Consider the following 24,903-nt stretch of genomic DNA (forward strand, 5'->3'; position numbering starts at 1 on the left):
AAAGCGATATAAATCAATTACTTAAATAACACCACAAGCACACCTCACCCACAGACATTCCTTTTAAATCAATAGGTTACATATATAATTGGTAAAATATGGAACATTAATGGGTATGTCTGGACTACCCATAGCTTTTTTTTAAATCTCTAAAACTGGGGATAAATAAATAGCTCTTCTCTTATATCTATATAAGGACTAATTACGAGTGTTTTTTTACGAGTGTTTGAGCGGTAGCGAGTTCTTTAAATTAGTGTTAATTTTGGTTTTTATCGGCCTTCTGGCCAAGTGCATTGCGAGCAAGCTCGCTTTTCTGGTTTTTGCGATTTTAACTTGCGAAAAGAGTTTTAAATTAATGATGTTTTTTAACTTTAAACGGAAAAAAACCAAGTTGTGAGACTTGGTTTTTATTAGAATTAAGGTATTAGCTGTTAATACTTTCTACGATTAACCGATAATGTAATGTTAGAATTACCTGTGGTTGGATCAAAGCTATTAATCTTACCCGAACAAGTCGCTCTATCTCTGTAAGATCCGCCTTCATTTTCTGCAATTATGTTTTGTGGTAGCATACTTCCTGAGCGGAAGTCTTTTAAAATAACATATCTGAAGTGGCATTTAGGATCATAACTATGAGTTCCATAAGAATACTCTACATCAACAATAGTCAGAGTGTCAGGATAGGTACTAATTACGCTGAATTGATCACTGTCATCAGCTGATATTGTTCCTAATGGTTGAGGAAAGTAAGTTGATGTTTGCACATCTTTACTTGTAATATTTAAATCATATACTTGAGAGTCATTTTCTACGTTAACAACCACTTCAGCCATTGAAAATTGTGATATTGATAAACCTAAAGCCAATAAGGCACTTTTCTTAAACATATTTACATCCTGTATTAAATTTATTTTACTAAAAGAAACATACTCACCATGAGAGTGCTTCCGTTAGTAAAATAGTTAAATATTTTTAGAGAAAATTTTACCTGGTTGATAATTTGATTTATAGGATGGATCACCACTTTCAAGGTATTCAAATAAAGAGTGTGATTTTGTGTCGTTTTTTTCTTCTAAAACTTTTTTACTTATTGCTTGACCTATATCATCACCATTTAAACCAAGTTGTTTACCTAACGTATCCATTTCTTGCTTCAACTTTGGTAGCGCATCATTAATCTGAGTTACTGCGTTGGCATAACGTTCACGCTCTTCAGGTGTTTCAGCATTTTTTGCCATTTCCGCATATCTGCTAGCAGACTCAGTTAGTCCGTTTACGTCACCTACACGCATATTATAACCAAAAAATATATCCATCTTACCGTTGCTAATATTCATAAACTTTCCTTGTTATTACCCTAATGCAAGTAATGTATAATGATAATTACTAACCATTGTAACTTATTTATATTTGATAATTATTTACATCACTAATTAAAGTTAGCAGATGGAACTAAAAAAAGATACTATTTGAAGAGATAAAAGAGCAGAAAAACGCATATGAAATTTTAAAGTAAAAGAAATTAACTAGGGAAGTTTAGAAGTGAGTTAGAACGAAATATTTACTAGAGTGCTATTTTCAAAAAAACATTAAAATACATCTTAATGGTACCCGAGGACGGACTTGAACCGTCACTTCCGAAGAAAATGGATTTTGAATCCATCGTGTCTACCAATTCCACCACTCGGGCATTAAAACTGTATAACTTTATTACTATTTAAAATTTTTACTATAAAAAATATTTTAAAAATAAATATCAAACATTTATTACGTCAAAAACTGTATAACTTATGTATAACTTTTTAGCCCATTTAAAAAGCGATAAGCTATTGATATTTAAGGGATTAAAAATAAAAACTTAAAAAACAGCCTTAATTTTGAATCCATCGTGTCTACCAATTCCACCACTCGGGCATTAAAACTGTATAACTTTATTACTATTTTAAGTTTTTACTATGAAAAATATTTTATAAATAAATTTAAAATATTTTTTCGTCAAAAACTGTATAACTTCTGTATAACTTCTCAACCAAACCGAAAAGCAATAAGTTGTTGATATTTAACAAATTAAAAACAAGGATTCGAAAGACAGCCTTAATTTTGAATCCCCCATGTCTACCAATTTCATCACGCTGGCGTCATTTTTCTTTAACCTTCTAAACACGAGAAGATAAAGAAAAACCACTTTAGAGCTAAGGTTTGTTTATATGCCTTCGTCTCTATGCCAAGCATTATACAAACAATACATGCAGCAGCAAGCGTTTTATGACATTAGCATGATCAACCGCTTAACATTTAGCCATCTATTAACATTTACAAAAGAGATTGTTAGGTTAAATAGTATCGCTAAACTATAGCACTTAGTATTTGTAAGCTTTTTTGCTAAACTAGCGAGCATATTAATAGTGAGAGTGTCTTTATGTCTGGTAAGTTTCCACGGGCGAGTTTTTGGCGTCGTTTTGCGTCTTTAATTTACGATGCCTTAGTCGTAATTTCTTTATCTATGCTTACAGCCATACTTTATTTTGCAGTAATTCAAGGACTAAGTGCCTTGGGTTTTATTGCTCAAGCAGAAGATCCTGCAGCTTATATACAGGATTCCCCACTGCTATACGGCATTAGAAGTACGTTATTTGTAGGTATAAACATTTTCTTTTTTGCTTACTTTTGGACTAAAAGTGGCCAAACCATTGGTATGCGCGCATGGCGTTTAAAAGTACAAACACTCGACGGTAACCTTATTAGCTGGCCTCAAGCGATTATCCGCTGTGTAAGCTCACTACTTGGGCTAGGCAATTTAGTGGTGTTAGTTGATTTTAAAAACAAAAATGCATTACAAGATTATATTTCTAAAACCGAAGTAATTGCACTAACAAAAGAAGAAAACAAGCGTATTTATCGTGAGCTAGATTGAACCTATATCACTTATTTTAAAGTAAAAAAGCGTGGCTACTGTCACTCTTTTTTATGTTTATAAGTTTATTACCTACACTATTTTAAAAGCATTAAACTCGTTTATTCATCAAGTATGCCGCAAAACTTATAAATATTATGCTTGGTAATACAGCACCTACAATAGCTGGTATTTGATAAACCATAACCACTGGGCCAAATATTTCGTTAGTTAAATGAAACACGATACCGGTTACAACACCCATAATAATACGCGCCCCCATAGTAACGGTACGTAGTGGGCCAAATATAAACGAGAGCGCCACCAGCAGCATTACCGCAACAGATACAGGCTGCATAAACTTACGCCAAAGGGCAAGCTCGTAGGTACTAGTGTCTTGCTCATTTTGTTCTAAATACCCTAAATACGACCATAAACCAGTAAACGATAACGACTCTGGCTTGACTGATACAACACCCAGCTTTTCAGCGGTGAGTTGTGAGGCATAAAATTCTTCAGGCACCTGTTCTGTGGTAATTTTTTCGTCGGTGATAATTACCTTATTTATATCACGAAGTAGCCAACCGTCATTACGACTCAAAGCATTTTTTGCTTTAGTAATTTGAGTCAAATCTAATGATTTATCAAAATGATACATGTACACACCATGCAGCATTCCATTTTGATCAACATCTTCTATGTTAATAAAGTTATTACCATCTTTAGCCCATACGCCTTTTTGCGCATTAAATACATCACCGCCATGTATTGCCTGATTACGCATTTCTTTAGCGTGCAGCTGTGCCTCTGGTGCACCCCACTCGCCAAGTGCCATCATACAAAAAGCCATAAATACGGCCGTTTTCATTACCGAGCCGATTATTTGTAAACGCGACATACCTGCCGCTTGCATTACCACCAGCTCACTGTTTGAGGCGAGTGCACCTAAACCCGTTAATCCGCCAATTAGCGCAGCCATAGGGAAAAATACAACAAGGTCACCCGGTATAGTATATAAAGTGTAAAGCATTGCGGTAATTAAGTCGTAACTACCACGCCCTACCGATTTTAACTGTTCAATAAATTTTATGAGGGTACTAATACCCACTAATACCAATAAGGCAAAGCCTGTTGTTTGTAAAATACTGCGGCCTAAATACCAATCAAGCGTTTTCATCATGAGCCTAGTTCTCGCTTAGTTACAACAGCTTTAAGCCAAGCGCCCAGTGGACGCCCTTTAATTATTAATAGCCCACCTATAAATAGGGCACTTATGTGGATCCACCACAACCCTATTGATGGTGGTATTTTACCATCCTCAACTGCAAATTTAGCTGCATTAAGTAAAATAAAATAACCCAAATACAAGCTAATAGCTGGCACTAATTTAGCAAACTTACCTTGACGCGGGTTTACAACACTTAATGGCACAGCAAGCAAAGTAAGCAGTGGAATAGAAAGTGGAATAGCGAGACGCCACTGCCATTGTGCTATAGATTCAGGGGTATTTATTGCCAGCAACTGATTAGTTGGCACCGCTTCTAGCTTACGGCGTTGATGCTCTATTTCTTGATCGCGGATTTGTACGCTGTAGCCGTCAAATTCAGTTAAATTAAGTGCAGGTGTTAAACCGTCAGTTTCATAACGTTTACCATCAGTAAGCACTAACTGCTGTTCACCATTAACGGCTTCTACTACTACGCCTTGTTCTGCGTAAACTAGGCGTGCAAGGTTATCTTTTTCGCTGTTAGGTAGTTGCGCTACAAATACCTTATTAAGCTCTTTGCCGCCTTTTTCAATATTGTGAATAAATACCACGGCTTTTTCGTTACCGGTTTCTTGAAATCGCCCCGCTCTTAGCGCGGATAAACCGGCATCGGCTTTAGCTTGTTCTTTTAATTGGTACTCTTGCTCACTTGCCCATGGTGCGATGTACATGGTGAGCGCTGCGGCTAGAAATGCCAACCCTGCACTTGATATAAGCGTAACGCGCACAACGTACCATTCACTTACGCCACAGGCTTTAAGCACGGTCATTTCGCTATCAGCATAAATACGGCTGTAAGCTAAAATAATGCCTAAAAATATACTCAGCGGAAGTATTAAAGAGGCTAATTGCGGTAATTTAAGTGCAATCATCGACAGAACTAGTTTGGCAGGGATACTACCCTCGGAGGCATCGCCTAAAATAACAACTAACTTTTGTGACAAAAAAATGGTCATTAAAGTTAAAAATACGGCGACCTGCGATTTTAAAACTTCTGAGGTCAAATAACGGAAAATTAGCAATGCTCGCCCCTGTTAAACATGGAATTTCACTAAGATAGTGATAATTTAATAGTTAAATAGCTATTTTACGCAGCTTGTACTGGCAAATTAGCCATTATTATAAGCCATCAAATTTAATTATCCTACCTAAGAGCACGATATAATGTTGCATTAGTAGCCCTTAAGCATATAAAGTTCAATTACACAGTAAGAGTCTAGCAAAATCAGCTAATATTAGAGTTATTAGACTAGAAATCTTTTTTTTAGCCCCTATTTAATAGCCTAATCGACTCAAAACCAGGAGTGACAATGGAATTTAGCGTAAAAAGTGGTAGCCCAGAAAAACAACGTAGCGCATGTATTGTAGTTGGCGTTTACGAGCCACGTAGGTTATCCCCCATTGGTGAACAACTCGATAAAATCAGTGACGGTTATATCTCAAACTTACTTCGCCGTGGTGATTTAGAAGGTAAACCAGGTCAAGTTTTATTATTGCATCATGTACCTAATGTATTAAGCGAGCGCATATTGCTTGTAGGCTGTGGTAAAGAACGCGAACTTGACGATAAACAATACAAACAAATTATTTCTAAAACAATAAATACCTTAAACGATACTGGTTCAATGGAAGCGGTATGCTTTTTAACAGAACAACACGTTAAAGGTCGCGACACCTACTGGAAAGTGCGCCAAGCGGTAGAAACTACGCAAGATTGTTTATATACGTTTAACCAATTAAAAAGCAAAAAAGTAGACCCTCGTCGTCCATTACGTAAAATGGTATTCAACGTGCCAACACGCCGTGAACTAACTATTGGCGAAAGTGCCATTGAGCATGGTTTAGCCATTGCTGCAGGTAGCAAGTTATGTAAAGACGTAGCCAATATGCCACCAAATATTTGTAACCCTGCTTACTTAGGTGAGCAAGCACAAGAGCTGGCAACTAATTTTGACAACATCACTGTTGATATTATTGGCGAAGAGCAAATGGCAGAGCTAGGCATGAACTCTTACCTAGCTGTTGGTCGTGGTAGCATTAATGAATCTGTTATGTCGATTATTAACTATAAAGGCGCAGCCGATGACCAAGCACCCATTGTACTTGTTGGTAAAGGTTTAACATTTGACTCAGGCGGTATTTCGTTAAAACCAGGCGAAGGCATGGACGAAATGAAATACGACATGGGCGGCGCTGCAGGTGTTATTGGCGCAATGCGTGCGCTTGCACAAATGCAATTGCCAATTAACGTTATTGGTGTTTTAGCGGGCTGTGAAAACATGCCTGGTCCAAATGCTTATCGCCCGGGTGATATTTTAACAACTATGTCAGGGCAAACGGTTGAAGTGTTAAACACCGACGCTGAAGGCCGTTTAGTATTGTGTGACGCGCTAACGTACGTTGAACGCTTTAATCCAGATACGGTTATTGACGTAGCAACACTTACTGGCGCTTGTATTGTAGCCCTTGGCGCGCATGCGACTGGTTTACTGTCAAACCATAACCCACTTGCACACGATTTATTAAAAGCGTCTGAGCAAAGTGGTGACCGCGCATGGCAGTTGCCACTGTGGGACGACTATCAAGATCAGCTAGATAGCCCTTTTGCTGATTTTACTAACTTAGGTGGACGTTCTGCTGGCACAATTACCGCTGCATGTTTCTTGTCTAAATTTACTAAAAAGTATCATTGGGCGCATTTAGACGTAGCCGGTACAGCGTGGAAAAGTGGCGCTAAAAAAGGCGCAACTGGTCGCCCTGTTCCTATGCTTACTCAGTACTTGTTAAATAGAGCTGGCGTAAGTGAAGCCGCTCAAGATTAAAGTGAACACTTAACTTTAAACCTGTTTATAAGGCGCCGTTTGGCGCCTTATTTATTTGTGTATTAATTGAAGCAAAACGCGTTATATGGCAAAATCTGCCTCTTAATTTATGTGTATCAACTTAGTGCACATTTAATGTTATGGGAAACCCCGATACAATGAACATGAACGCCCAATTTTTCGTTCTAAAGCAACAAGATGAATCGTTGGCAAAGCCAGACGATCATTTTGCTTTGGCAGCTCAAATTGCAGCCGATCAGTATCGAAACGGTCAACGCGTATTTATATGTGTCGATAACAACGAGACCGCCTGTGCTATTGATGAAATAATTTGGGCATTCGATCCCGACAGTTTTGTACCTCATAACCTACAAGGTGAAGGCCCTAAAGGCGGCGCACCTGTAGAAATTGGTATAACGCCTCCTGTTGGTAATCGTAAAGTTTTAATTAATTTGGCTAATAACTTACCGGATTTTATTCGTCGATTTAACCAAGTTTTTGATTTTGTCCCCGTAGAACCCGTTGCTAAGCAAGCTGCTCGCGAGCGCTTTAAAAAGCTGCGCCAACTCGGTGCCAATCTCACCACGCAAGATATTAATAACTAAAAACACGTTTAGTTAAATAGCTAACCAACTAATTTAAGTACTTATTTAAGGTTCTGTGTAATGGATAAAACCTACAATCCGCAAGATATTGAACAGTCTCTATATCAAGACTGGGAACAAAAAGGCTACTTTAAGCCATCTGGCAAAGGCGTACCATATTCAATTATGATCCCGCCGCCAAATGTCACAGGTAGCTTACACATGGGCCACGCCTTCCAAGATACAATAATGGATACCTTAACGCGTTTTAAACGTATGCAAGGTAACAACACATTATGGCAAGTAGGTACTGACCACGCAGGCATTGCAACGCAAATGTTGGTTGAGCGTAAATTGCATGCTGAAGAAGGCAAAACACGCCACGATTTAGGCCGTGAAGATTTTATTAATAAAATCTGGGAATGGAAAAAAGAATCAGGCGGCACTATTACTAAGCAGCTTCGTCGCCTTGGCGCATCGGTTGATTGGGATCGTGAACGCTTTACAATGGACGATGGTTTATCTGAAGCCGTTAAAGAAGTGTTTGTACGCCTTCATAAAGAAAACCTAATTTACCGTGGCAAACGCCTAGTAAACTGGGATCCTAAATTACACACTGCTATTTCTGATCTTGAAGTTGAAAACAAAGACAAGCAAGGCCACATGTGGAACTTACGTTACCCACTGGCTGATGGCGTAACAACACAAGACGGAAAAGACTACATAGTAGTAGCTACAACTCGCCCTGAAACCATGCTTGGCGACTCGGGTGTTGCAGTAAATCCAGATGACGAACGCTATACAGATTTAATCGGTAAAGAGATTTTATTACCAATCGTTAATCGTCGTATTAAAATTGTTGCTGACGAACATGCCGATAAAGATAAAGGCACGGGCTGTGTAAAAATAACCCCAGCGCACGACTTTAACGATAACGAAGTGGGCAAGCGTCATCAAATGCCGATGATCAACATTTTCGATAAAGACGCCGCTATTCTTACCCAAGGTGAAACATACTCCTTTGACGGTAAAGAGCTTGAGTTTGATGCGCCAATTCCTGAGCGCTTGCGCGGGCTTGATCGTTTTGCTGCGCGTAAAGCAATTGTGGCAGAATTTGAAGAGCTAGGCCTACTTGAAAAAATTGAAGACCATGGTTTAACCGTTCCTTACGGCGATCGCTCTGGCGTGGTAATTGAGCCACTACTTACCGACCAATGGTATGTACGTGTTGCACCACTAGCTGAACCTGCAAAAGACGCAGTTAAAAACGGCGACATTCAATTTGTACCTAAGCAATACGAAAACATGTACTTCTCGTGGATGAACGACGTACAAGATTGGTGTATTTCACGCCAGCTTTGGTGGGGTCACCGCATTCCAGCTTGGTACGACAGTGAAGGCAATGTATTTGTTGGTCGCGACGAAGCTGAAGTACGCCGTGAAAACAACATTGCAGACAGCGTAACGCTAAGCCAAGACGAAGACGTGCTTGATACGTGGTTCTCATCAGCGCTTTGGACGTTCTCTACACAAGGTTGGCCAGAAAATACCGATGATTTAAAAACCTTCCACCCGTCTGACGTGTTGGTAACTGGTTTTGATATTATTTTCTTCTGGGTTGCGCGCATGATTATGATGACGCTGCACTTTGTAAAAGACGAAAATGGCAAACCACAAGTTCCGTTTAAAACCGTGTATGTAACTGGCTTAATACGTGACGACAATGGCGATAAAATGTCTAAGTCAAAAGGTAACGTACTTGACCCATTAGACATGATTGACGGCATTGAACTTGAAGACCTAGTACAAAAACGTACTGGCAACATGATGCAGCCAAAACTTGCCGCTAAAATCGAAAAAGATACGCGTAAAGTATTTGCAGGCGGTATTGAAGCACACGGCACCGACGCCCTTCGCTTTACACTTGCTGCAATGGCATCTACTGGTCGTGATATTAACTGGGATATGAACCGCCTTGAAGGTTACCGTAACTTCTGTAACAAATTATGGAACGCGAGCCGTTACGTATTAATGAACACAGAAGAGCAAGACTGTGGTTTTGCAAACGGTGCTCAAACGGAGCTTTCATTAGCTGATCGTTGGATTTTAGGTCAGTATGAAGCTACTGTTAAAACCTATACAGAGCATTTAGATAACTACCGTTTTGACTTAGCTGCTAACACGCTTTACGAATTCACTTGGAACCAATTTTGTGATTGGTACTTAGAGCTCACTAAGCCGGTATTATTTAAAGGTAATGAAGCGCAGCAACGTGGTACACGTAATACACTTATTACCGTACTTGAAAGCTTACTGCGTTTAATGCACCCTATGATGCCATACATCACTGAAACTATTTGGCAACGTGTTGCACCACTTGCAGGCCTTAAAACAGAGAACACCAGCATTATGGTTCAGCCGTTCCCTGTATATAATGAAGCAAGCGTTGATGCTAAAGCGATGGACGATTTAGAGTGGGTTAAACAATTCATTTTAGCTATTCGTAATATTCGTGGTGAAATGGATATTAGTCCAAGTAAACCACTTAGCGTATTACTTGCTAATGCATCAAGCGACGACGTGCGCCGCATTGAAGAAAACAAATCATTTTTAGCATCACTTGCAAAAATTGAAGAGTTTACAATGCTTGAAAACAAAGACGACGCACCAGCATGTGCGACTTCTTATGTTGGCAACCTTGAGATCATGATCCCAATGGCGGGCTTAATTGATGTGGAAGCCGAGCTTTCGCGTATTAATAAGCAACTCGAAAAAGCAGAAAAAGGCCTAGCACAAGTGCAAAACAAACTCGCTAACGAAAAGTTTGTTAATAACGCTCCTGAAGCGGTACTTGCTAAAGAAAATGCAAAATTGGCTGAGTTTAGCGATGCTAAAACTAAGCTACTTGAGCAAAAAACTAAAATAGAAAGTTTATAAGCTTTCATAAAATGCCTATTAACACTATTTAATAGGCATTAAAAAAGCCGCTCACTTTAATTAAAGTGAGCGGCTTTTTTGTGCCCTGTGATTAACCACAAGACACTCCTACATTAAAATTTGTAGTTATACTGAGCACCAATTAGTACTGCGTGGCCTTTAGATTCGAAGCCCCACTGGCTGCCTGAGTCATCAGCTTCTATAAACGTTTGTGTTTTACCACGGATAATACTTACACCAAGATCAACATTAGAGTTTTGATCGATAGTGTAGTTACCACCAAACGAGAACCAGAAACGGTCTGTATCAGGAATCGAAATTGATAGATGTGTTTGTGATACAGGAGACTCATCAAATGCAACACCGGCACGTAGTAATAAATCTTCGTTTAACTGGTAATCTGCACCGACTGAGTAGCGGAATGAATCGCTAAAACTCTCGTTCTTTTCAAACGCGGTAAACTTGTTACCCGTTGGTGCTGTTACTTGCGCTTCTAAAGACTCAAAGCTACTCCAACCAGTCCATAATACACTGTAGTGCAGCCCTAATTTTTCGTCTAATTGATGCGAACCAGAAAACTCAGCAATAGCTGGTAAAGTGATTTCTACAGAACCAGGAAGCACTGTGCCTTGTGTGCCGCCAGCGGCTGCAGGTAGCCCATTAGAAAAATCACCATCAAACGTGATATCAGTTTCTGTTCTGTAGTTAAAACCAAAACGGCTGTTTTCATCTAATTGATACATTAAACCTACGTTTAAACCAAAACCAGTATCATCACCTTGAAGATTTACTGCATCAGTACCAAAGTCAAAGCCACTTGCATTTGCGCCAACTTTACGAATAACTGTTGCATCAGCATAAATAGCATTTAGGCCTACACCAAAGCTAAATTGCTCAGATACTTTATAAGCAACGCTTGCATTAAGATTAACAGTAAATATTTCTGTTTCACCTGCAATTTGCCCTGCTACGTAGTCATTTTTAAACTCAGTAGATAAACCAAAGTTAGAAAAAGCACCAAAACCAACTGATACTTTGTCGTTATAAGGCATAGTAAAGTAAATTGCAGGAACAACGGCGCTAGGAGCAATGCTGTCATCATCTAATGCGCTTGGGTCAATACCGTTATTAGTACTTTCACCTTCAAGACTTACATCAGGAATAACGCCAATAGCAGCAACACTTAGTTGCTTGTCTTTAAATAAAGTCATTAGTGCTGGGTTACGTGCAACAACAGATGCGTCGTCTGCAATAGAAGCTTCACCAGCATATGCACGGCCTAAACCTGATGCATTTTGTTCTGCTAGTTGAAATGCAGCTGCAAAACTGTCTGCAGAAACAAATGCAAGCGAAGCTGCAATAAGAGTTTTAGTAAATTTCATTGTTGTGTCCTTAACCAAACTAACTGTTTGGATAGCTATGTGTGTTGTTATTAGGATTTCAAACCCGGCTACACTACCTGATTTTTTTATAAAAGACTCTATGAATACGTCAAAATACTATGAAAAACATGATTTTTAACGACATTTTAACAACCAATTAAAACTCATCGGACTAGATCTGTGCTATTAGAGCATATACTCTAAATGTAATTGGTTATCATTTAGATTGACTTAAAGTAGTTAGCAATTTACACTCACTACAAAATCACAAAGGAAATAAAACTGTGATCATTTCACTTATTGTAGCTGGGCTTATTTTTTGTGGTACGAGTGTATTTTGTTTTTATAAAGCAAATTACTGCGCATGTACGCAAGCAGGACAATGCGACAATCCAGTAAATCACTATTGGCTTGGTGCTATGCTAAACGCACTAATTTCGCTCGCATTTTGTTGTTTAGCACTGCATGTAGAGCTAGGCACTTTATTGTGGCTAACACTGATGGGAAGTTGTTTTTTAGGGGCATTTATTTCAGCTAAGAAAAGCAATCAACGAAAGTGCACAAACACTACGCAAGCAGATGCTCTTTTAGCAAACGAGACAAATTAATTTTATAGTCTAGTGGTTTAACACTCGCTAAAATTTTAAGTTCTTGGTTACTATCACTTAAATCAATATCTTTAGCAGTTACATGATGCCCATGTTTAGCATTAAAAAATAACTTAATTTTTGGCTTTATCGGATTCAAGTTATTCCCCTCCAATACTAACGCTAGGCGTTCATTAGTCAGCTTCACAATAGTCCCTACGGGATGCACGCCCAAGCACTTTATAAAACGCTGCACTAATTCAGCGTCAAACATTTGCTTGTTAGCCAATAAGTAACGCAGTGCATTAATAGGTTCTTCGCCATCTTGATGAGGCCTGTCTGCTGTCATCGCATCATATACATCTACAATTGCCATTATCCGTGCGGGACGGCTTATTTTTTCTGCAGCAATGCCGCGGGGATAACCTGAACCATCTAATCGTTCATGGTGATTGACTATCATATCTAACATAAGTGGCGAAATACTTTTTTCACCTTTGACCAGACCCAGCCCTAAAGCAACATGTTTTTTAATACTCGCCATTTCGTTATTAGTAACTTTGTCTGGTTTTGATAGTATGCCTTGCGGTAGTTTAGATTGCCCTAAATCATGCAGTAGTGCGCCCATAGCAAGCTCCTGCACAAGCGCTTCTTTGTAACCTAGGTATTTAGCAAATACACTCGTAAAAATGGCGCAGTTGATCATATGACGCCAATTATAGCTGTGCTTATCTTTAATTCGAGTAAGGATTGTCATCGCATTAGCATTACGAAATACTGAAGCAACGATTTCATTTGCTATTTCATCAAGTACTTTTACGTTAAGAGTTAAACCGGCTATTAAATCGCTATATAAAGATTGTATTTTACGGTTATGTTGGTCGTCAGGGCGCGAGCATACTTTGTTAAAAATGTTAACCAAAAAGAAGTTCTTCTCTAAAAGCATCATCATAACAAGCTCTTACACACTTACTTCTTATTGACCCCTTGCTTTTCGTATGCTGCTTTATCATGTTCCTAACGACGCGTCTAAATAGTGCCATATGTTGCGCACTTAATGGCTCATGTATTTGACAGGCATCTTCTTTAAATACGACATCCAGTATCCAGTGTTGCTGATTTTCTATCAGCCAATGTTGTCTTATTGCTTTACTTATCAATATATTGTCTGTCAACGATGTTAGGTAGTAATGTGTGTCAATACTCGTTCTATTACCCTTCGTTCGCTCTCGCTGCACCGCAACGATTGTTCTAACTGATGGCCAGCTCTCTTTAATTTCACTCGGTAATAAACGCGCATCAAGACAATCTATCGTGCGTACTTCTTTTCGCCCATGCCCTTCATCTTGTGTTACATGACTAAGTATCTCTGAGTTTTCAGATTCATACTGGTGTGTAAATGCATCTTGAATCGCGCTATAAAGTTTCTTTTGATTACCCTTTGCTTGCACTAGATAATCTGCATGTCTGCTAATTAGCTGTTTTAGCGTTTCTTTTTGGCAGTGCAAAGCATCAAGTGTAATGACGGTGTTATTGATATCGAGTATTTTCAATAAATCCCGAACTGCCGGTATTTCATTCGTCTTACTGCCAACTGTTTGGTGGAATAATGTGAGACCTGCTTCACAATCAAATGCTGAGACGAGATGTAATTTATCAGCAATGTGTTTACTTGCTCCGCGAATAGTTTTGCCATCGAAGGCAATGACAGGATGCGCTGACTTAACGCGGTTTTGATTGACCCAGCTATACATCGCGAGTAGTAATGAGTCAGTATCAACGGTTCTAAAAATCCGAGCAATACTATGTCGAGTGGGTATGCCATTTTTGAAAGAACGAAATCCTCTTAACCAATTAAGCTTACTTTCGCCATAGACTTCAATGTCTTGCCAGTTTTCACACCCTGATGTAACGGCAGTAATAATAAGAAAAAGCACATCAACTAAGTTATGGTGCTGATTTATATGTGAACGATTATCTTTGACGAGTTCTAAATGTGAGAAGAGTGACATAATAAGTTTAAGGTGATGAAATTTATGGTATTAGATCATAAAATTTGTTTATTTACAAAGTGTGATCCCGCCCTGTGTTGGTCGTAGCTTACACTCGCTTTAGCAAATTCTTGCTGTACCGTTATTGCAGATTTGGCCTTAACTGGTTTTTGTTGGCTGCTCGATGTTTTAGGTTTATTTTGTGGCTTATATTTGGCGGGGATTGCGACTTCACTCTTAGCGAAATCAATAAGAAGTTCAAGAACCCCTTCTGCAATTAAACGCTTAATTATAGATTTGTCTCTGACTAACCCGCTAGTCTTAATTTTTATACTATTAATCCCTTCATGTTGCTTAGTAACACTGTCGACATACATACCAGGTATTAGCTCAGGGATAGGTAAAGTTATTAGCATAAAAGCGGCTATTTCTACAATTAATGAATATCTACCTTAAATAGCATTGTTTAATACTTAAAGTCCATTCATTCGTACTTTAGTAGTTATAACTCACTAAAAAGTAGTAATTTATATTATTAAATAATATCTCATTTAATTTTGCGTTATTTTTAATTTAACGGGGAAGTCTAAAGGGTCTTGAACTGAGATACTAAAAGCTTATTTTCATTCAAGTTTAAGTGTAATTAATAAGAGCACTATTTTTATAAAAATGAAGTTCAATTAATGTTATCTAGTATCGTTAACCAATTTTAGATATTGAAAAGAGTTTGATTATACAAAAGTACTGAAATAATTTAGGGCATAAACATATAAAGCAAATGGCGCTCTCGGTAGGGATCGAACCTACAACTCAGCCTCCGGAGGGCCACGTGATATCCATTTCACCACGAGAGCACATTTGTTGCCGCAGCACTAACTCGCGATATCAATACTTTGGCGTCTATAATGATAAAGATATCCGTCGTTAATTGCCAGCACCATGCGTTTAGATGCCTATTAATTAAGCGATTTAGAATAAAACACTTCACAATTAGTTAAAAACACGCTTTTTATCAATATTAGATAAAAAAAGTAACTGTTTAGCAACATTTTAACTATTATAGTGACTATGTGATTTGATTTAAAAGAGGAAGTGATTATGAGTTTGATGTCTACTGAGCAAGTTGCTGAGTTTTTAGGTGTAAAAGTAGAGCGTGTTAAACGCCTTACTCGTGAAAGTTTACTAATTGCGAAATCGCAGGGTGAAAATGGCGAACCACAATTTGATTCTGATGAAGTAAAAAAATATAAAGAACTAGCTGCACGTTTTGGTGGTCTTTAAAAACCCATAGATAAAATGAGTTTATTTAGTTGCGCGCGTAATTCAATTAAGTGATTAGTTATGTCGCGCTGCTCATACCATCCTATACACAATATTAAAAAAAACAGCTTAAAAAAATCAAGCTTATTTACTGATTTAAAAAAGCTTACACCGGCTCTACTGTACTTACTATAATTATCTAATAACTCACCTTCACTTTGCCAATCCAGATTAAAGCTCACGCACAGCGCGGCTAAATCAAAATACACATCGTTAGTTTGTGCGTACTCAAAATCAATTAAATACATACCCGAAGTATTTACAACAATGTTGTCTCTTACTAAATCGTTATGACAAAAGCCCGCATTAAATGGCATCGCTGTAACTGCTTTTAGTGCCCGCTCTATTTGTGATTTGTATAACGTATATACATCCGTATTTTGATGAAAGTGCAGCTCTTTGGCTATATCCATTGGTGTGGTCGTTACGGTGTAACTGTGTACTTGGGCTAATTTATTAACTAAGCTGAGCGTTATATCTGACTTTGCAGTTTCACCCTCAATATAATTAAATACCGCACGGCTATTTTTTTTATCGAGCCAAACAGGCGCAGGGCATATATCCAAGTCACTTAAAAAACGCTGTGCTTCAAGCCCTATGGCTGGCCAATAGCTTTTATAACACTTTAATAAATAACCTTGTTGTTTGGTACGTATTAAAAAATTATCGTTACTAAAGCCATTAAGTAGTCGCTCGCTTGAAATAACGCTAGTAGGCTCTATAAACGCCCTACACATTTTTACTAGCTGATTATGCTCAATCATTAATTAAAGCTGTGCTAAAGGCTTAGCTTGGCTTTGTTCGTACTCTTCGTACCAGGTTTTAAAGCCCCACGCCGCCATAATGGTATAAAATATAAAGAGCGCAAGCGTCGGGTAATAGCCTTTTTCATAATATAAATACATAGAAGCAGCATCTATTACAATCCAGTACAGCCAGTTTTCGAGGACTTTTTTAGCAACTAAGTAAGTAGTTACTACGGCAAAACATGTTGTAAAGCTATCAAGATAAGCAAAATCGGCATGCGTATAGTTTTGCATAACGTAACCAATAGTTATTGCAGCTACGGTTGTTAAACTGATTAAAACAGCATGACGATTTATCGACCACGATGTAATATTTAAATTTTCAGCTTTGCCTTTTCGCCATACAACCCATCCAAACACAGCCATATACATATAATAAAAATTAAGTAATGACTCCATTAATAATGCGCCATTCCAGTACATTATTGTATAAATGAGTGTGCTAAAAAATGCTGCTGGCCAACACCATAAGCTTTCTTTTATTGCCAATAATAAGTACGCCATCGACAACCCCACCGCTATGTATTCCCAATGCGACATCGCTGTAAAACCACTTAAGGTTTGTGTTAAAAAGTCCATACTATGCAATCACCGTTTAGTTGCGCCATTTGTTATAAATTATTCAGGCGATAAGTCGCCAGAGAGAAACTTACATACAAAAATAGCTTTACCAAATTCTTCATATGAACGCTTAATTTCGGTATTTAACACTTGCATAACTAAATCGTAATCACCAAAAATTTGCGTTGATAACGTATTAGTAATCACTTTTAAATCTTCGTATTCGTTTAAGCGGTCGATAAAGCCTTTAATAAACGGAATGTAATCTTGGTGAAGTGGATATTTACTGATCTCTACTGATAATTTCATTTTAAACTCTACTTTTTAATTATTTGATTTAAACAAATCATTCAATGCCAGTTCAATACAGTGTAAAATTATACTAACACTCAATTTAACTGAGCTTATTATGGCACGTAGAATAACGTATACGTTTAAAAACCAACCGCGCGAAATTAACTTCGCAAAAGATAAATACCACGACATGTATCAAGCTATTGCTGCCGCCGAAGGTATTGATTTAACAAATTACTTAAGCATGGTACGCCAAATAGAAATGACCTCAAAAGGGTCTGCTTCTGTGCGTAACTTTCGCGACCAAGAATTTGCCCGTATGGGCTTTAGCGACATTTACTTTATAAAAGAGTAAGTATCGCTTATAGCTGTATTAACGCTGATACTCATAACTTACGCGCGGTGTAATATTGCATAATAGCTCGTAAGGAATGGTACCAGCGCACAGTGCTATTTCTTCAACTGGTAGTTCAGGGCCCCACATAGTGACTCTGTCGCCTACTTTAATATTATGCTCATTAGCGCCTATATCAACGCTGATCATGTCCATCGCTACGCTTCCTACAATACCATAACGCTGCTCACCAATTATTACCGGTGTCCCCTCTTTAGCATGCCGAGGATAACCATCGCCATAACCCATAGCTACAACAGCTAACTTGGTTGGTTTATCGCTTTTCCAACGACCACCATATCCAACAGCCTCATTAGCAGGCACATCACGCACTGCAATTACGCGCGTAGTTAAACGCATAACTGGTTTTAATTTGTGTTGTTGCCCAATGCTATTTGCCATTGGCGATACACCATAGAGCATAAGCCCAGGACGTACCCAATCACCATGACCGCTTGGCCAGGCAATAATACCAGCCGAATTTGATAAACAATGCGCTTGCTCAATGCCATTCACTAAATTATCAAACAACGTAATTTGTTGAACCGTCTTAGCATTATCAACGTCATCAGCACACGAAAAGTGGGTCATTAAATTAACGGTATTTTTAGCGTTAGGTGTTTTTTGTAAGCGGTTATAAAACGCTTCAAACTGCTCTGGCGCAATACCTAATCGATGCATACCTGTATTTACTTTTAACCAGCATGTTATTGGCGCATCGAGCTTTGCTTTTTCAAGCGCAGCTAATTGGTATTCATCATGAATAATAGTTTGAAAGTTATTAGCGAGTAAAATAGGTAAGTCAGCTTTGTTAAAAAAGCCTTCTAGTAAAACTATTGGCTTTGTTAAGCCCCCAGCTCGAAGGGCAAGCCCTTCATCAATACGCGCCACAGCAAATGCGTCAGCATTATTTAAATGCTGCGCAATCGTTACTAATCCATGCCCGTAAGCATTTGCTTTTAGCACCGCCATTACTTTGCTGTTAGGTGCAAAGCCCTTAACTTGCGCTAAATTATGCGCAAGTGCAGCTAAATTAATTTCAGCAGTGGCTAAGCGCATTAGTAATCGTCATCTACCGCTGGTCCCGCATAGTTATCAAAGCGAGAAAATTGACCTTGGAATGTTAAACGCACTTTACCAATTGGGCCGTTACGTTGTTTACCTATGATGATTTCGGCAATACCTTTATCGGTACTGTCTTCGTTATAAACTTCGTCACGGTAAATAAACATGATTAAATCGGCATCCTGCTCTATCGACCCTGACTCACGTAAATCTGAGTTAATTGGGCGTTTATCGGCACGTTGCTCTAGCGTACGGTTTAGCTGCGAAAGCGCAACAACCGGACATTTTAGCTCTTTTGCTAGCGATTTAAGTGAACGCGAAATTTCAGCAATTTCAAGCGTTCGGTTATCAGCAAGGCTAGGTACGCGCATTAGCTGCAAGTAATCGACCATGATCATACTAATGCCGCCGTGGTCACGCGCAATACGACGTGCACGAGAACGAACATCGGTAGGTGTTAAGCCCGAGGCATCATCAACATACATTTTGCCTTTTTCCATCAACAAGCCCATTGTTGATGAAAGTCGCGCCCAATCGTCATCATCTAACTGACCTGTACGTACCTTAGTTTGGTTAATACGGCCAAGAGACGCTAGCATCCTCATCATAATTTGTTCTGAAGGCATCTCTAGCGAGTAAATTAGCACGGGTTTGTCTTGAGTCATTGCGGCATGTTCTGCAAGGTTCATCGCAAAAGTGGTTTTACCCATAGATGGACGCGCTGCAACAATAATTAAGTCAGAAGGTTGCAGGCCTGTCGTCATTTTATCTAGATCGGCATAACCTGTACTTACACCCGTAACACCATCTTGTGGTGATTGATAAAGCTCTTCTATTTTATCAACGGTTTTTTCGAGTATGTTATGAATACTTTGCGGGCCTTCCGTACTTTTTGTACGTTGCTCGGCAATTTTAAATACTTTGCTTTCGGCAAAATCGAGTAGGTCGTGACTAGTACGCCCTTCGGTATTAAAACCCGCTTCGGCTATTTCATTTGCCACGCCAATCATTTCACGTACAACAGCACGCTCACGTACAATGTTTGCGTAGGCATCAATGTTGGCTGCACTTGGGGTATTTTTAGCAATTTCGGCTAAGTAAGCAAAACCACCAATGCCTGCAAGTTTATTATTTTTTTCTAAACTTTCAGAAATAGTGATTAAATCTATCGGATCGCCAATCTCAGCAAGTGCCGTCATCGCCTCAAAAATTAACTTGTGCGTGCGGGTATAAAAATCCTGTGATACAACAAGCTCAGCTACGCGGTCAAAAGCTTGGTTATCAAGCATTAAGCCACCTAAAACAGATTGTTCAGCTTCTATTGAATGGGGAGGAACTTTAAGAGTATCGACTTGCTTATCTGGTTTGGCCATAACTTCACAGTAGTAAAATTGAATGGCTCTATTCTATCGACTTGCAGGGGCTGTGCAAATAGAAAAGCAGGAAATCTTTCCTGCTTTTTGTAATCGTGATGGGGAATGAGTGTTATTTGGTACGCAGCTCTATTCGCCCACTAATTGTATCCATTTCAACATTTGCATTACCGCCATTAATACTAAACTCTAAATCACTGGCTGGGCCATATTTAGCTTTACTGACTTTGTCACTACTGACTTTGTTAATGATTTTACCATTAGCATGGGCTTTAATTTCAAACTTTGCTGATACACTTTGTGGGAAATAAAAGTCGGCATCACCACTTACTGATTCAAAACGTACATCACCGCCTTTTAAAAGCTCGTTAATCTGTACTTCTGCTTCGCCATTGACCGTATTAATACGTAGGTTTTTAATTGACGATAGCGTAAAATCTATATCGCCATTTACATTTTCAAGGCGCACATCATTGGCACTTGAGGTTGATTTAATATCGCCATTAACAGCACTAAAACGCAGCTCTCCACCTGATTGCCTATCGTTAATTTCACCATTTACGGTTTCAAATTGAATATTACCGTTTAAGTTCTCAGCGTTCACATCACCATTTACAGTGGTGAGCTTAATGTTGCCAGTAATATCATTTACCGTAATTTCACCGTTAACCACATCAACTTCAGCGCCGTTTTTAAGCTCCTTTGCAGTCACCGATACATTAACGCCAGCAAACTCTAAGCTACTGCTTTTAGGCATAAATATAGTTAGGTTTGAGCCGTCACCACTATTACCCCAATTTGATTTACGGGGCATTTTTACAATAAACTGTGTTTTATCGCCACTTGTTTTAAGCTCATAACCTTGTGCTTTATCATCAAGCTCGCCAGATACTTTAAATTCGTTTTTATCCCAGCCTGTAATATGTATATCACCGCGTTGGTTTTCAATAAAAATAGTGCCGCCACTTGGTACGTCTATTTGCTTATCTATTTTTTCACCCGCTAATACCGCCAACGGAAATAAGCTCAGTCCTAATAAAATCGCTTTCATGTCGTACTCCTAAATGTGCTGCCAACGTGGCGCGTGCACCTTGTTAATTAAATCAAGTTGTTGTTGATATATTTGCGCTAACATTGTCAGTAGCGCTTGGTTTTGTGGTTCGTTTTCAAGAGCTTGCTTTATTGCTTGCTCAGCTTCTTCCAGTTCTTGTAGTTGCGTTTGCCAGTTAGTGGTCAATGCTTCTTTATTTTCGTATTCAACTAACAAACTATTTTTTTGAGCCGAAAAGTAATCACTTATAGCCACTACGGGCAGTGGTTCAGGTGCTATAAAAAATATATTTACAGCAATTAAAGCAGCCACAGTACACGCAGCTATTGCCGTTAGTTTTGGCCAAATAATAGTGCTGTTTGGACTCTGCTTATTATTAACAATTGCTCGCTCAATCCCCGCCCATAAATCTTTTTGTGGCGTAATTTCTTTATCAAGCGTGTTTAATGACTTATTTAAGTAGTCGTTAAAGTTTGGTTTACTCATTTTCATACCACTCTTGTAATAACTGCCTAGCACGATGATACTGTGACTTACTTGAACCAACAGCCATACCTAATTGCTCCGCGATTTCCTCGTGTCTGTAACCTTCAATAGCAAATAATACAAATACCATACGTGCGCGCTCAGGAAGCCTTACTATTAACTTATCGAGGCCATTTAAGCCTTTGCAGTCGTTAGCTGATTGCTCATCCATACCGCTGTGTTCAATACTTACTACTTTTTGTAACCAGTTTTTTTGCTTGCGCAGGTAACTTATCGCTACATTACTGGCAACACTATATAGCCAAGTAGAAAACTGCGAACGCCCATCAAACAATGCTATTTTATGCCATACCTGTACAAATACCTCTTGGGCGGCGTCTTCGGCGTGTGCTTGGTCTGCTAATAAGCGTAAACATAAACCGTATACTCGTTTTATATGTAACTCATAAAGCGTTGTGTATGCGCCTTGATCACCCGATTTAACTCGCTCAATGAGTGCAGCTTCGCACAAAGGCGTTAGTTCGGGTTTAACGTGTAACATCCGTGATGCCGCCTTTTAATTATTATTGTTGAATTGCTATTTAAGTGTATTGATAAGTTAGACGTAATGACAGTTCGAAAAGGTTTAAGGAGAATGAAAAAATAATTGAATAAAAAAGGGGCTTATACGAGGCTTTATACCAATTCGCTTAATTAAGTGATCTATTTTGAGGATGGAAAAACGTGTTGATAGCTAGACAAAAAATTCGCTATTTAGTTGTTCTCGGCAATTGCTCCTGCATTGCTCTACCTTCTGCATCCATGCAGTCGTAAATGAGAATTTTTTAACACAGGTAGCGACACGTTTAGCCCCGCAACATGATTAAGTATTATTGCGGATTGGTATTATTTAACAGTGCCCTTAACTAATAAAGTTAGCCTAATTATAGGCACAAAAAAGCCGTGCTAATAGCACGGCTTTTGTCGCTTAATTAAAAATTAAGCTTCAGCGATTACGATTACTTTGATAGTAGCCGTTACGTCTGAGTGAACTGAAATTGATACGTCAAATTCACCTGTCTCACGGATAGTACCTAGAGGCAAACGAACTTCTGACTTAGCAACTTCAACACCAACAGCTGAGATAGCGTCAGCGATGTCACGAGTACCGATTGAACCGAATAACTTACCTTCGTCACCAGCTTTAGATACTAATGTAACTTCTGCTAATGCTTCTAGTTTTTCAGCGCGTGCTTGTGCAGCTACTAACTGTTCAGCGATTTTCGCTTCAAGTTCTGCACGACGAGCGTCAAACGTTTCAATGTTAGCTTTAGTCGCAGGAACTGCCTTACCTTGAGGGAAAAGGAAGTTACGTGCGAAACCAGATTTAACTACAACCTGTTCACCTAGGCTACCTAGGTTAGCGATCTTATCTAGTAGAATAACTTGCATGTTTCTACACCTTTTAAAAACTGTTAATCCGCTGCTTACTTATGTAAGTCAGTGTATGGAAGAAGGGCTAAGTAGCGAGCACGCTTAATAGCAGTTGCTAGCTGGCGCTGAAATTTAGCGCTAGTACCTGTGATACGGCTAGGTACGATTTTGCCACTTTCTGTAACATAGTTTCTAAGAGTAGCTAGATCTTTGTAATCGATTTGTTTTACGCCTTCCGCTTTAAAGCGGCAGAACTTACGACGTCTGAAATAACGTGCCATGAGATTAATTCCTCAAATAATTCTTTCGATATGCTGAGCATGCAAAACCAATTGGCTAAGGCCGTTACGACCTTCGTGGCGATTTAAAAAACCACTCACTTGCAATGCCTGCCCAACGTGCAAATGTTGAGTCTGTTGTTGCATTTGCTTTCCACTGGCAACTACCTGAAGCCTCACGTAACTATTACGGTTAAGGTCTGCTTCGGTTTGCATCGATTTATGTTCTACAACAAAAATACAATGCGGGATGCCAGCTGGGCTTTGGCTAAACTTGGGCGTTTTACAAACTACCCCAGATATAACCAGCTGATTCATAAAAGGGCTAACCATTTATATTTACCGCCAGTTAAACGCCATGCTTGGACTCAAAACAATTAAGCAGCTGGTGCTTCTTTCTTCTCTTCTCTTGCAAGAGGAGACGCTTCAGTTTCAGCAGTTTTAGTGCGGATAACTAAGTTACGAAGCACTGCATCGTTGTAGCGGAAAGTAGTTTCTAGCTCGCTGATTACTTCAGTTGGTGCTTCAACGTTCATAAGAACATAGTGAGCTTTATGAAGCTTGTTAATTGGGTAAGCCAATTGACGACGGCCCCAATCTTCAAGACGGTGGATAACACCACCAGCTTCAGTGATAGAACCAGTATAACGTTCGATCATACCAGCAACTTGCTCACTCTGATCTGGGTGAACCATGAATACGATTTCGTAATGACGCATGGATATTCCTTACGGTTAATAGAGCCTTCTACCGTTTCGGCCGGTCGGTTTAAGGCAAGGAATTAATAGTTTAAAAGCCGAAATGAGCGCGCATTTTACGCTTAGTAGGATAATTAAGCAAGCAAGTTTTTAAAGCTTTTATAGATAAGTGTATATAGGTAAGTATTACGAGCTTTACCTGTAGGCGTCAGCAAGCTGTACGCCTACAGGTAAAGCTAAACTTGGGGTTTAATATTTATTGTAGACGCCGAGCTTGCTCGCGTGAAAAGCGCAGCTTTTAATTAAATAGTTTATTCGAGTTACGCTTACAACCAAAAAACATTACGAGCTTTGCTCGTCGCGTCAGCAAGCTGTACGCCTACAAATAAAGCTAAACTCGGGTTTAATACTTATTATAGACGCCGAGCTTGCTCGCGTGAAAAGCGCAGCTTTTAATCAAATAGTTTATTCTAGTTACGCTTGCAACCAAAAAACATTACGAGCTTTGCTCGTCGCGTCAGCAAGCTGTACGCCTACAAATAAAGCTAAACTCGGGTTTAATATTTATTGCAGACGCCGAGCTTGCTCGCGTGAAAAGCGCAGCTTTTAATTAAATCGTTTATTCTAGTTACGCTTATAACCAAAAATTAAGCACTTATGATTCAATCAATATGTTGTTTAAAATATAGCCTTGCCATTTA

Annotated in this window: 26 protein-coding genes, 2 tRNA genes and 1 pseudogene; 7 read left to right on the forward strand and 22 right to left on the reverse strand. The window is 39.0% G+C overall.

Annotated features, from left to right (window positions below):
- Positions 1-431: 431 nt before the first annotated feature.
- From AC0VZ4_RS15790 to AC0VZ4_RS15800, 3 genes are all read right to left on the reverse strand, one after another.
- On the reverse strand, positions 432-887 hold the full coding sequence (locus AC0VZ4_RS15790) for a hypothetical protein (protein WP_475440138.1): 456 nt from the start codon (positions 885-887) through the stop codon (positions 432-434).
- A gap of 75 nt (positions 888-962) precedes the next feature.
- Complete coding sequence (locus tag AC0VZ4_RS15795; protein ID WP_475440139.1) at positions 963-1,337, reverse strand: hypothetical protein; 375 nt, start codon at positions 1,335-1,337, stop codon at positions 963-965.
- Between the two features lie 268 nt (positions 1,338-1,605).
- Positions 1,606-1,690 (reverse strand) — tRNA-Leu (locus AC0VZ4_RS15800).
- 729 nt (positions 1,691-2,419) lie between these two features.
- Between AC0VZ4_RS15800 and AC0VZ4_RS15805 the strand changes: the two genes are divergently transcribed.
- The gene (locus tag AC0VZ4_RS15805) at positions 2,420-2,914 is read left to right on the forward strand and encodes an RDD family protein (RefSeq protein WP_007377060.1); all 495 of its coding nucleotides are present in this window, start codon (positions 2,420-2,422) and stop codon (positions 2,912-2,914) included.
- Positions 2,915-3,005: 91 nt separating this feature from the next.
- Here the strand turns inward: AC0VZ4_RS15805 and lptG are convergent, their stop codons facing one another.
- The gene (lptG, locus tag AC0VZ4_RS15810) at positions 3,006-4,073 is read right to left on the reverse strand and encodes an LPS export ABC transporter permease LptG (protein WP_337119350.1); all 1,068 of its coding nucleotides are present in this window, start codon (positions 4,071-4,073) and stop codon (positions 3,006-3,008) included.
- Positions 4,070-5,182: an LPS export ABC transporter permease LptF gene (lptF, locus tag AC0VZ4_RS15815; RefSeq protein WP_007377062.1), complete on the reverse strand. Its 1,113-nt coding sequence runs from the start codon at positions 5,180-5,182 to the stop codon at positions 4,070-4,072. Before lptF ends, lptG begins: the two co-directional genes overlap by 4 nt.
- Positions 5,183-5,470: 288 nt before the next feature.
- Here lptF and pepA point away from each other — a divergent pair, with 288 nt between their 5' ends.
- From pepA to AC0VZ4_RS15830, 3 genes are all read left to right on the forward strand, one after another.
- Complete coding sequence (gene pepA / locus AC0VZ4_RS15820) at positions 5,471-6,982, forward strand: leucyl aminopeptidase (RefSeq protein WP_475440140.1); 1,512 nt, start codon at positions 5,471-5,473, stop codon at positions 6,980-6,982.
- Positions 6,983-7,140: 158 nt separating this feature from the next.
- A complete protein-coding gene (locus AC0VZ4_RS15825) occupies positions 7,141-7,587 on the forward strand; it encodes a DNA polymerase III subunit chi (RefSeq protein WP_007377064.1) in 447 nt (148 codons plus the stop codon).
- A 60-nt stretch (positions 7,588-7,647) separates the two neighbouring features.
- Positions 7,648-10,503, forward strand: a complete 2,856-nt coding sequence (locus AC0VZ4_RS15830) for a valine--tRNA ligase (RefSeq protein ID WP_342863031.1) — start codon at positions 7,648-7,650, stop codon at positions 10,501-10,503.
- A gap of 113 nt (positions 10,504-10,616) precedes the next feature.
- On the opposite strand, the gene AC0VZ4_RS15835 is transcribed toward AC0VZ4_RS15830, so the two are convergent.
- A complete protein-coding gene (locus tag AC0VZ4_RS15835; RefSeq protein ID WP_337119352.1) occupies positions 10,617-11,885 on the reverse strand; it encodes an outer membrane protein transport protein in 1,269 nt (422 codons plus the stop codon).
- A gap of 284 nt (positions 11,886-12,169) precedes the next feature.
- Between AC0VZ4_RS15835 and AC0VZ4_RS15840 the strand changes: the two genes are divergently transcribed.
- A complete protein-coding gene (locus AC0VZ4_RS15840; RefSeq protein ID WP_475440141.1) occupies positions 12,170-12,493 on the forward strand; it encodes a hypothetical protein in 324 nt (107 codons plus the stop codon).
- Here AC0VZ4_RS15840 and AC0VZ4_RS15845 read toward each other — a convergent pair.
- The 4 genes and pseudogenes from AC0VZ4_RS15845 to AC0VZ4_RS15860 form a co-directional block, all read right to left on the reverse strand.
- The gene (locus tag AC0VZ4_RS15845) at positions 12,453-13,424 is read right to left on the reverse strand and encodes an HD-GYP domain-containing protein (RefSeq protein WP_475440142.1); all 972 of its coding nucleotides are present in this window, start codon (positions 13,422-13,424) and stop codon (positions 12,453-12,455) included. The genes AC0VZ4_RS15840 and AC0VZ4_RS15845 overlap by 41 nt on opposite strands.
- On the reverse strand, positions 13,387-14,484 hold the full coding sequence (locus AC0VZ4_RS15850) for an ISAs1-like element ISPsesp1 family transposase (RefSeq protein ID WP_475439755.1): 1,098 nt from the start codon (positions 14,482-14,484) through the stop codon (positions 13,387-13,389). The genes AC0VZ4_RS15845 and AC0VZ4_RS15850 overlap by 38 nt, the downstream gene beginning before the upstream one ends.
- A gap of 74 nt (positions 14,485-14,558) precedes the next feature.
- A pseudogene (locus AC0VZ4_RS15855) lies at positions 14,559-14,879 on the reverse strand (DUF3391 domain-containing protein); the annotation flags it as partial.
- A gap of 363 nt (positions 14,880-15,242) precedes the next feature.
- Positions 15,243-15,317 (reverse strand) — tRNA-Arg (locus AC0VZ4_RS15860).
- 244 nt (positions 15,318-15,561) lie between these two features.
- Here AC0VZ4_RS15860 and AC0VZ4_RS15865 point away from each other — a divergent pair.
- Positions 15,562-15,744 (forward strand): helix-turn-helix domain-containing protein, encoded by a 183-nt coding sequence (locus tag AC0VZ4_RS15865; RefSeq protein ID WP_475440143.1) that lies wholly within the window; start codon positions 15,562-15,564, stop codon positions 15,742-15,744.
- Here the strand turns inward: AC0VZ4_RS15865 and AC0VZ4_RS15870 are convergent.
- The 3 genes from AC0VZ4_RS15870 to AC0VZ4_RS15880 are packed head-to-tail and all read right to left on the reverse strand — an operon-like array spanning position 15,741 to position 17,459.
- Positions 15,741-16,547: a phosphotransferase gene (locus AC0VZ4_RS15870; RefSeq protein WP_475440144.1), complete on the reverse strand. Its 807-nt coding sequence runs from the start codon at positions 16,545-16,547 to the stop codon at positions 15,741-15,743. The two genes, AC0VZ4_RS15865 and AC0VZ4_RS15870, sit on opposite strands and share 4 nt — an antisense overlap.
- Before the next feature lie 3 nt (positions 16,548-16,550).
- Positions 16,551-17,168, reverse strand: a complete 618-nt coding sequence (pnuC, locus tag AC0VZ4_RS15875) for a nicotinamide riboside transporter PnuC (protein WP_002963042.1) — start codon at positions 17,166-17,168, stop codon at positions 16,551-16,553.
- A gap of 39 nt (positions 17,169-17,207) precedes the next feature.
- The gene (locus AC0VZ4_RS15880) at positions 17,208-17,459 is read right to left on the reverse strand and encodes a hypothetical protein (RefSeq protein ID WP_008135690.1); all 252 of its coding nucleotides are present in this window, start codon (positions 17,457-17,459) and stop codon (positions 17,208-17,210) included.
- 100 nt (positions 17,460-17,559) lie between these two features.
- Between AC0VZ4_RS15880 and AC0VZ4_RS15885 the strand changes: the two genes are divergently transcribed.
- Positions 17,560-17,799 carry a DUF2960 domain-containing protein gene (locus tag AC0VZ4_RS15885; RefSeq protein ID WP_007378480.1) on the forward strand — a complete coding sequence of 80 codons (240 nt, stop codon included), beginning with the start codon at positions 17,560-17,562 and terminating at the stop codon, positions 17,797-17,799.
- Between the two features lie 18 nt (positions 17,800-17,817).
- Here the strand turns inward: AC0VZ4_RS15885 and alr are convergent, their stop codons facing one another.
- The 9 genes from alr to rpsF all read right to left on the reverse strand — a co-directional run bounded on the left by alr (position 17,818) and on the right by rpsF (position 24,223).
- Entirely contained in the window at positions 17,818-18,897 is a 1,080-nt protein-coding gene (gene alr, locus AC0VZ4_RS15890) for an alanine racemase (protein ID WP_475440145.1), read from the reverse strand.
- Complete coding sequence (gene dnaB, locus AC0VZ4_RS15895) at positions 18,897-20,276, reverse strand: replicative DNA helicase (RefSeq protein WP_002963050.1); 1,380 nt, start codon at positions 20,274-20,276, stop codon at positions 18,897-18,899. Before dnaB ends, alr begins: the two co-directional genes overlap by 1 nt.
- Before the next feature lie 112 nt (positions 20,277-20,388).
- Positions 20,389-21,327, reverse strand: a complete 939-nt coding sequence (locus tag AC0VZ4_RS15900; protein WP_475440146.1) for a DUF4097 family beta strand repeat-containing protein — start codon at positions 21,325-21,327, stop codon at positions 20,389-20,391.
- Between the two features lie 9 nt (positions 21,328-21,336).
- Entirely contained in the window at positions 21,337-21,819 is a 483-nt protein-coding gene (locus tag AC0VZ4_RS15905) for a hypothetical protein (protein ID WP_096793670.1), read from the reverse strand.
- Positions 21,806-22,354, reverse strand: coding sequence for an RNA polymerase sigma factor (locus AC0VZ4_RS15910; RefSeq protein WP_008135684.1), 549 nt, complete (start codon positions 22,352-22,354; stop codon positions 21,806-21,808). The genes AC0VZ4_RS15905 and AC0VZ4_RS15910 overlap by 14 nt, the downstream gene beginning before the upstream one ends.
- A gap of 437 nt (positions 22,355-22,791) precedes the next feature.
- A complete protein-coding gene (gene rplI, locus AC0VZ4_RS15915) occupies positions 22,792-23,244 on the reverse strand; it encodes a 50S ribosomal protein L9 (RefSeq protein ID WP_002962755.1) in 453 nt (150 codons plus the stop codon).
- A gap of 35 nt (positions 23,245-23,279) precedes the next feature.
- A complete protein-coding gene (gene rpsR / locus AC0VZ4_RS15920; protein ID WP_007378475.1) occupies positions 23,280-23,507 on the reverse strand; it encodes a 30S ribosomal protein S18 in 228 nt (75 codons plus the stop codon).
- Positions 23,508-23,519: 12 nt separating this feature from the next.
- Positions 23,520-23,837 (reverse strand): primosomal replication protein N, encoded by a 318-nt coding sequence (gene priB / locus AC0VZ4_RS15925; RefSeq protein WP_033015549.1) that lies wholly within the window; start codon positions 23,835-23,837, stop codon positions 23,520-23,522.
- A 44-nt stretch (positions 23,838-23,881) separates the two neighbouring features.
- On the reverse strand, positions 23,882-24,223 hold the full coding sequence (gene rpsF, locus AC0VZ4_RS15930; RefSeq protein ID WP_007378473.1) for a 30S ribosomal protein S6: 342 nt from the start codon (positions 24,221-24,223) through the stop codon (positions 23,882-23,884).
- Positions 24,224-24,903: the final 680 nt, after the last annotated feature.

It is taken from the genome of Pseudoalteromonas sp. QJM3NY_22, assembly GCF_056173065.1.

Excerpts from the sequence above, each read along its gene's own strand:
- lptG (WP_337119350.1), bottom strand. The coding sequence starts at position 4,073 with ATGATGAAAACGCTTGATTGGTATTTAGGCCGCAGTATTTTACAAACA.
- AC0VZ4_RS15790 (WP_475440138.1), bottom strand. The coding sequence starts at position 887 with ATGTTTAAGAAAAGTGCCTTATTGGCTTTAGGTTTATCAATATCACAA.
- AC0VZ4_RS15885 (WP_007378480.1), top strand. The coding sequence starts at position 17,560 with ATGGCACGTAGAATAACGTATACGTTTAAAAACCAACCGCGCGAAATT.
- pnuC (WP_002963042.1), bottom strand. The coding sequence starts at position 17,168 with ATGGACTTTTTAACACAAACCTTAAGTGGTTTTACAGCGATGTCGCAT.
- dnaB (WP_002963050.1), bottom strand. The coding sequence starts at position 20,276 with ATGGCCAAACCAGATAAGCAAGTCGATACTCTTAAAGTTCCTCCCCAT.
- rpsF (WP_007378473.1), bottom strand. The coding sequence starts at position 24,223 with ATGCGTCATTACGAAATCGTATTCATGGTTCACCCAGATCAGAGTGAG.
- AC0VZ4_RS15905 (WP_096793670.1), bottom strand. The coding sequence starts at position 21,819 with ATGAAAATGAGTAAACCAAACTTTAACGACTACTTAAATAAGTCATTA.
- pepA (WP_475440140.1), top strand. The coding sequence starts at position 5,471 with ATGGAATTTAGCGTAAAAAGTGGTAGCCCAGAAAAACAACGTAGCGCA.
- rplI (WP_002962755.1), bottom strand. The coding sequence starts at position 23,244 with ATGCAAGTTATTCTACTAGATAAGATCGCTAACCTAGGTAGCCTAGGT.
- AC0VZ4_RS15870 (WP_475440144.1), bottom strand. The coding sequence starts at position 16,547 with ATGATTGAGCATAATCAGCTAGTAAAAATGTGTAGGGCGTTTATAGAG.
- priB (WP_033015549.1), bottom strand. The coding sequence starts at position 23,837 with ATGGTTAGCCCTTTTATGAATCAGCTGGTTATATCTGGGGTAGTTTGT.
- AC0VZ4_RS15845 (WP_475440142.1), bottom strand. The coding sequence starts at position 13,424 with ATGATGATGCTTTTAGAGAAGAACTTCTTTTTGGTTAACATTTTTAAC.
- AC0VZ4_RS15835 (WP_337119352.1), bottom strand. The coding sequence starts at position 11,885 with ATGAAATTTACTAAAACTCTTATTGCAGCTTCGCTTGCATTTGTTTCT.
- AC0VZ4_RS15880 (WP_008135690.1), bottom strand. The coding sequence starts at position 17,459 with ATGAAATTATCAGTAGAGATCAGTAAATATCCACTTCACCAAGATTAC.
- AC0VZ4_RS15850 (WP_475439755.1), bottom strand. The coding sequence starts at position 14,484 with ATGTCACTCTTCTCACATTTAGAACTCGTCAAAGATAATCGTTCACAT.
- AC0VZ4_RS15805 (WP_007377060.1), top strand. The coding sequence starts at position 2,420 with ATGTCTGGTAAGTTTCCACGGGCGAGTTTTTGGCGTCGTTTTGCGTCT.
- rpsR (WP_007378475.1), bottom strand. The coding sequence starts at position 23,507 with ATGGCACGTTATTTCAGACGTCGTAAGTTCTGCCGCTTTAAAGCGGAA.
- AC0VZ4_RS15900 (WP_475440146.1), bottom strand. The coding sequence starts at position 21,327 with ATGAAAGCGATTTTATTAGGACTGAGCTTATTTCCGTTGGCGGTATTA.
- AC0VZ4_RS15795 (WP_475440139.1), bottom strand. The coding sequence starts at position 1,337 with ATGAATATTAGCAACGGTAAGATGGATATATTTTTTGGTTATAATATG.
- AC0VZ4_RS15830 (WP_342863031.1), top strand. The coding sequence starts at position 7,648 with ATGGATAAAACCTACAATCCGCAAGATATTGAACAGTCTCTATATCAA.
- AC0VZ4_RS15865 (WP_475440143.1), top strand. The coding sequence starts at position 15,562 with ATGAGTTTGATGTCTACTGAGCAAGTTGCTGAGTTTTTAGGTGTAAAA.
- AC0VZ4_RS15825 (WP_007377064.1), top strand. The coding sequence starts at position 7,141 with ATGAACATGAACGCCCAATTTTTCGTTCTAAAGCAACAAGATGAATCG.
- AC0VZ4_RS15910 (WP_008135684.1), bottom strand. The coding sequence starts at position 22,354 with ATGTTACACGTTAAACCCGAACTAACGCCTTTGTGCGAAGCTGCACTC.
- alr (WP_475440145.1), bottom strand. The coding sequence starts at position 18,897 with ATGCGCTTAGCCACTGCTGAAATTAATTTAGCTGCACTTGCGCATAAT.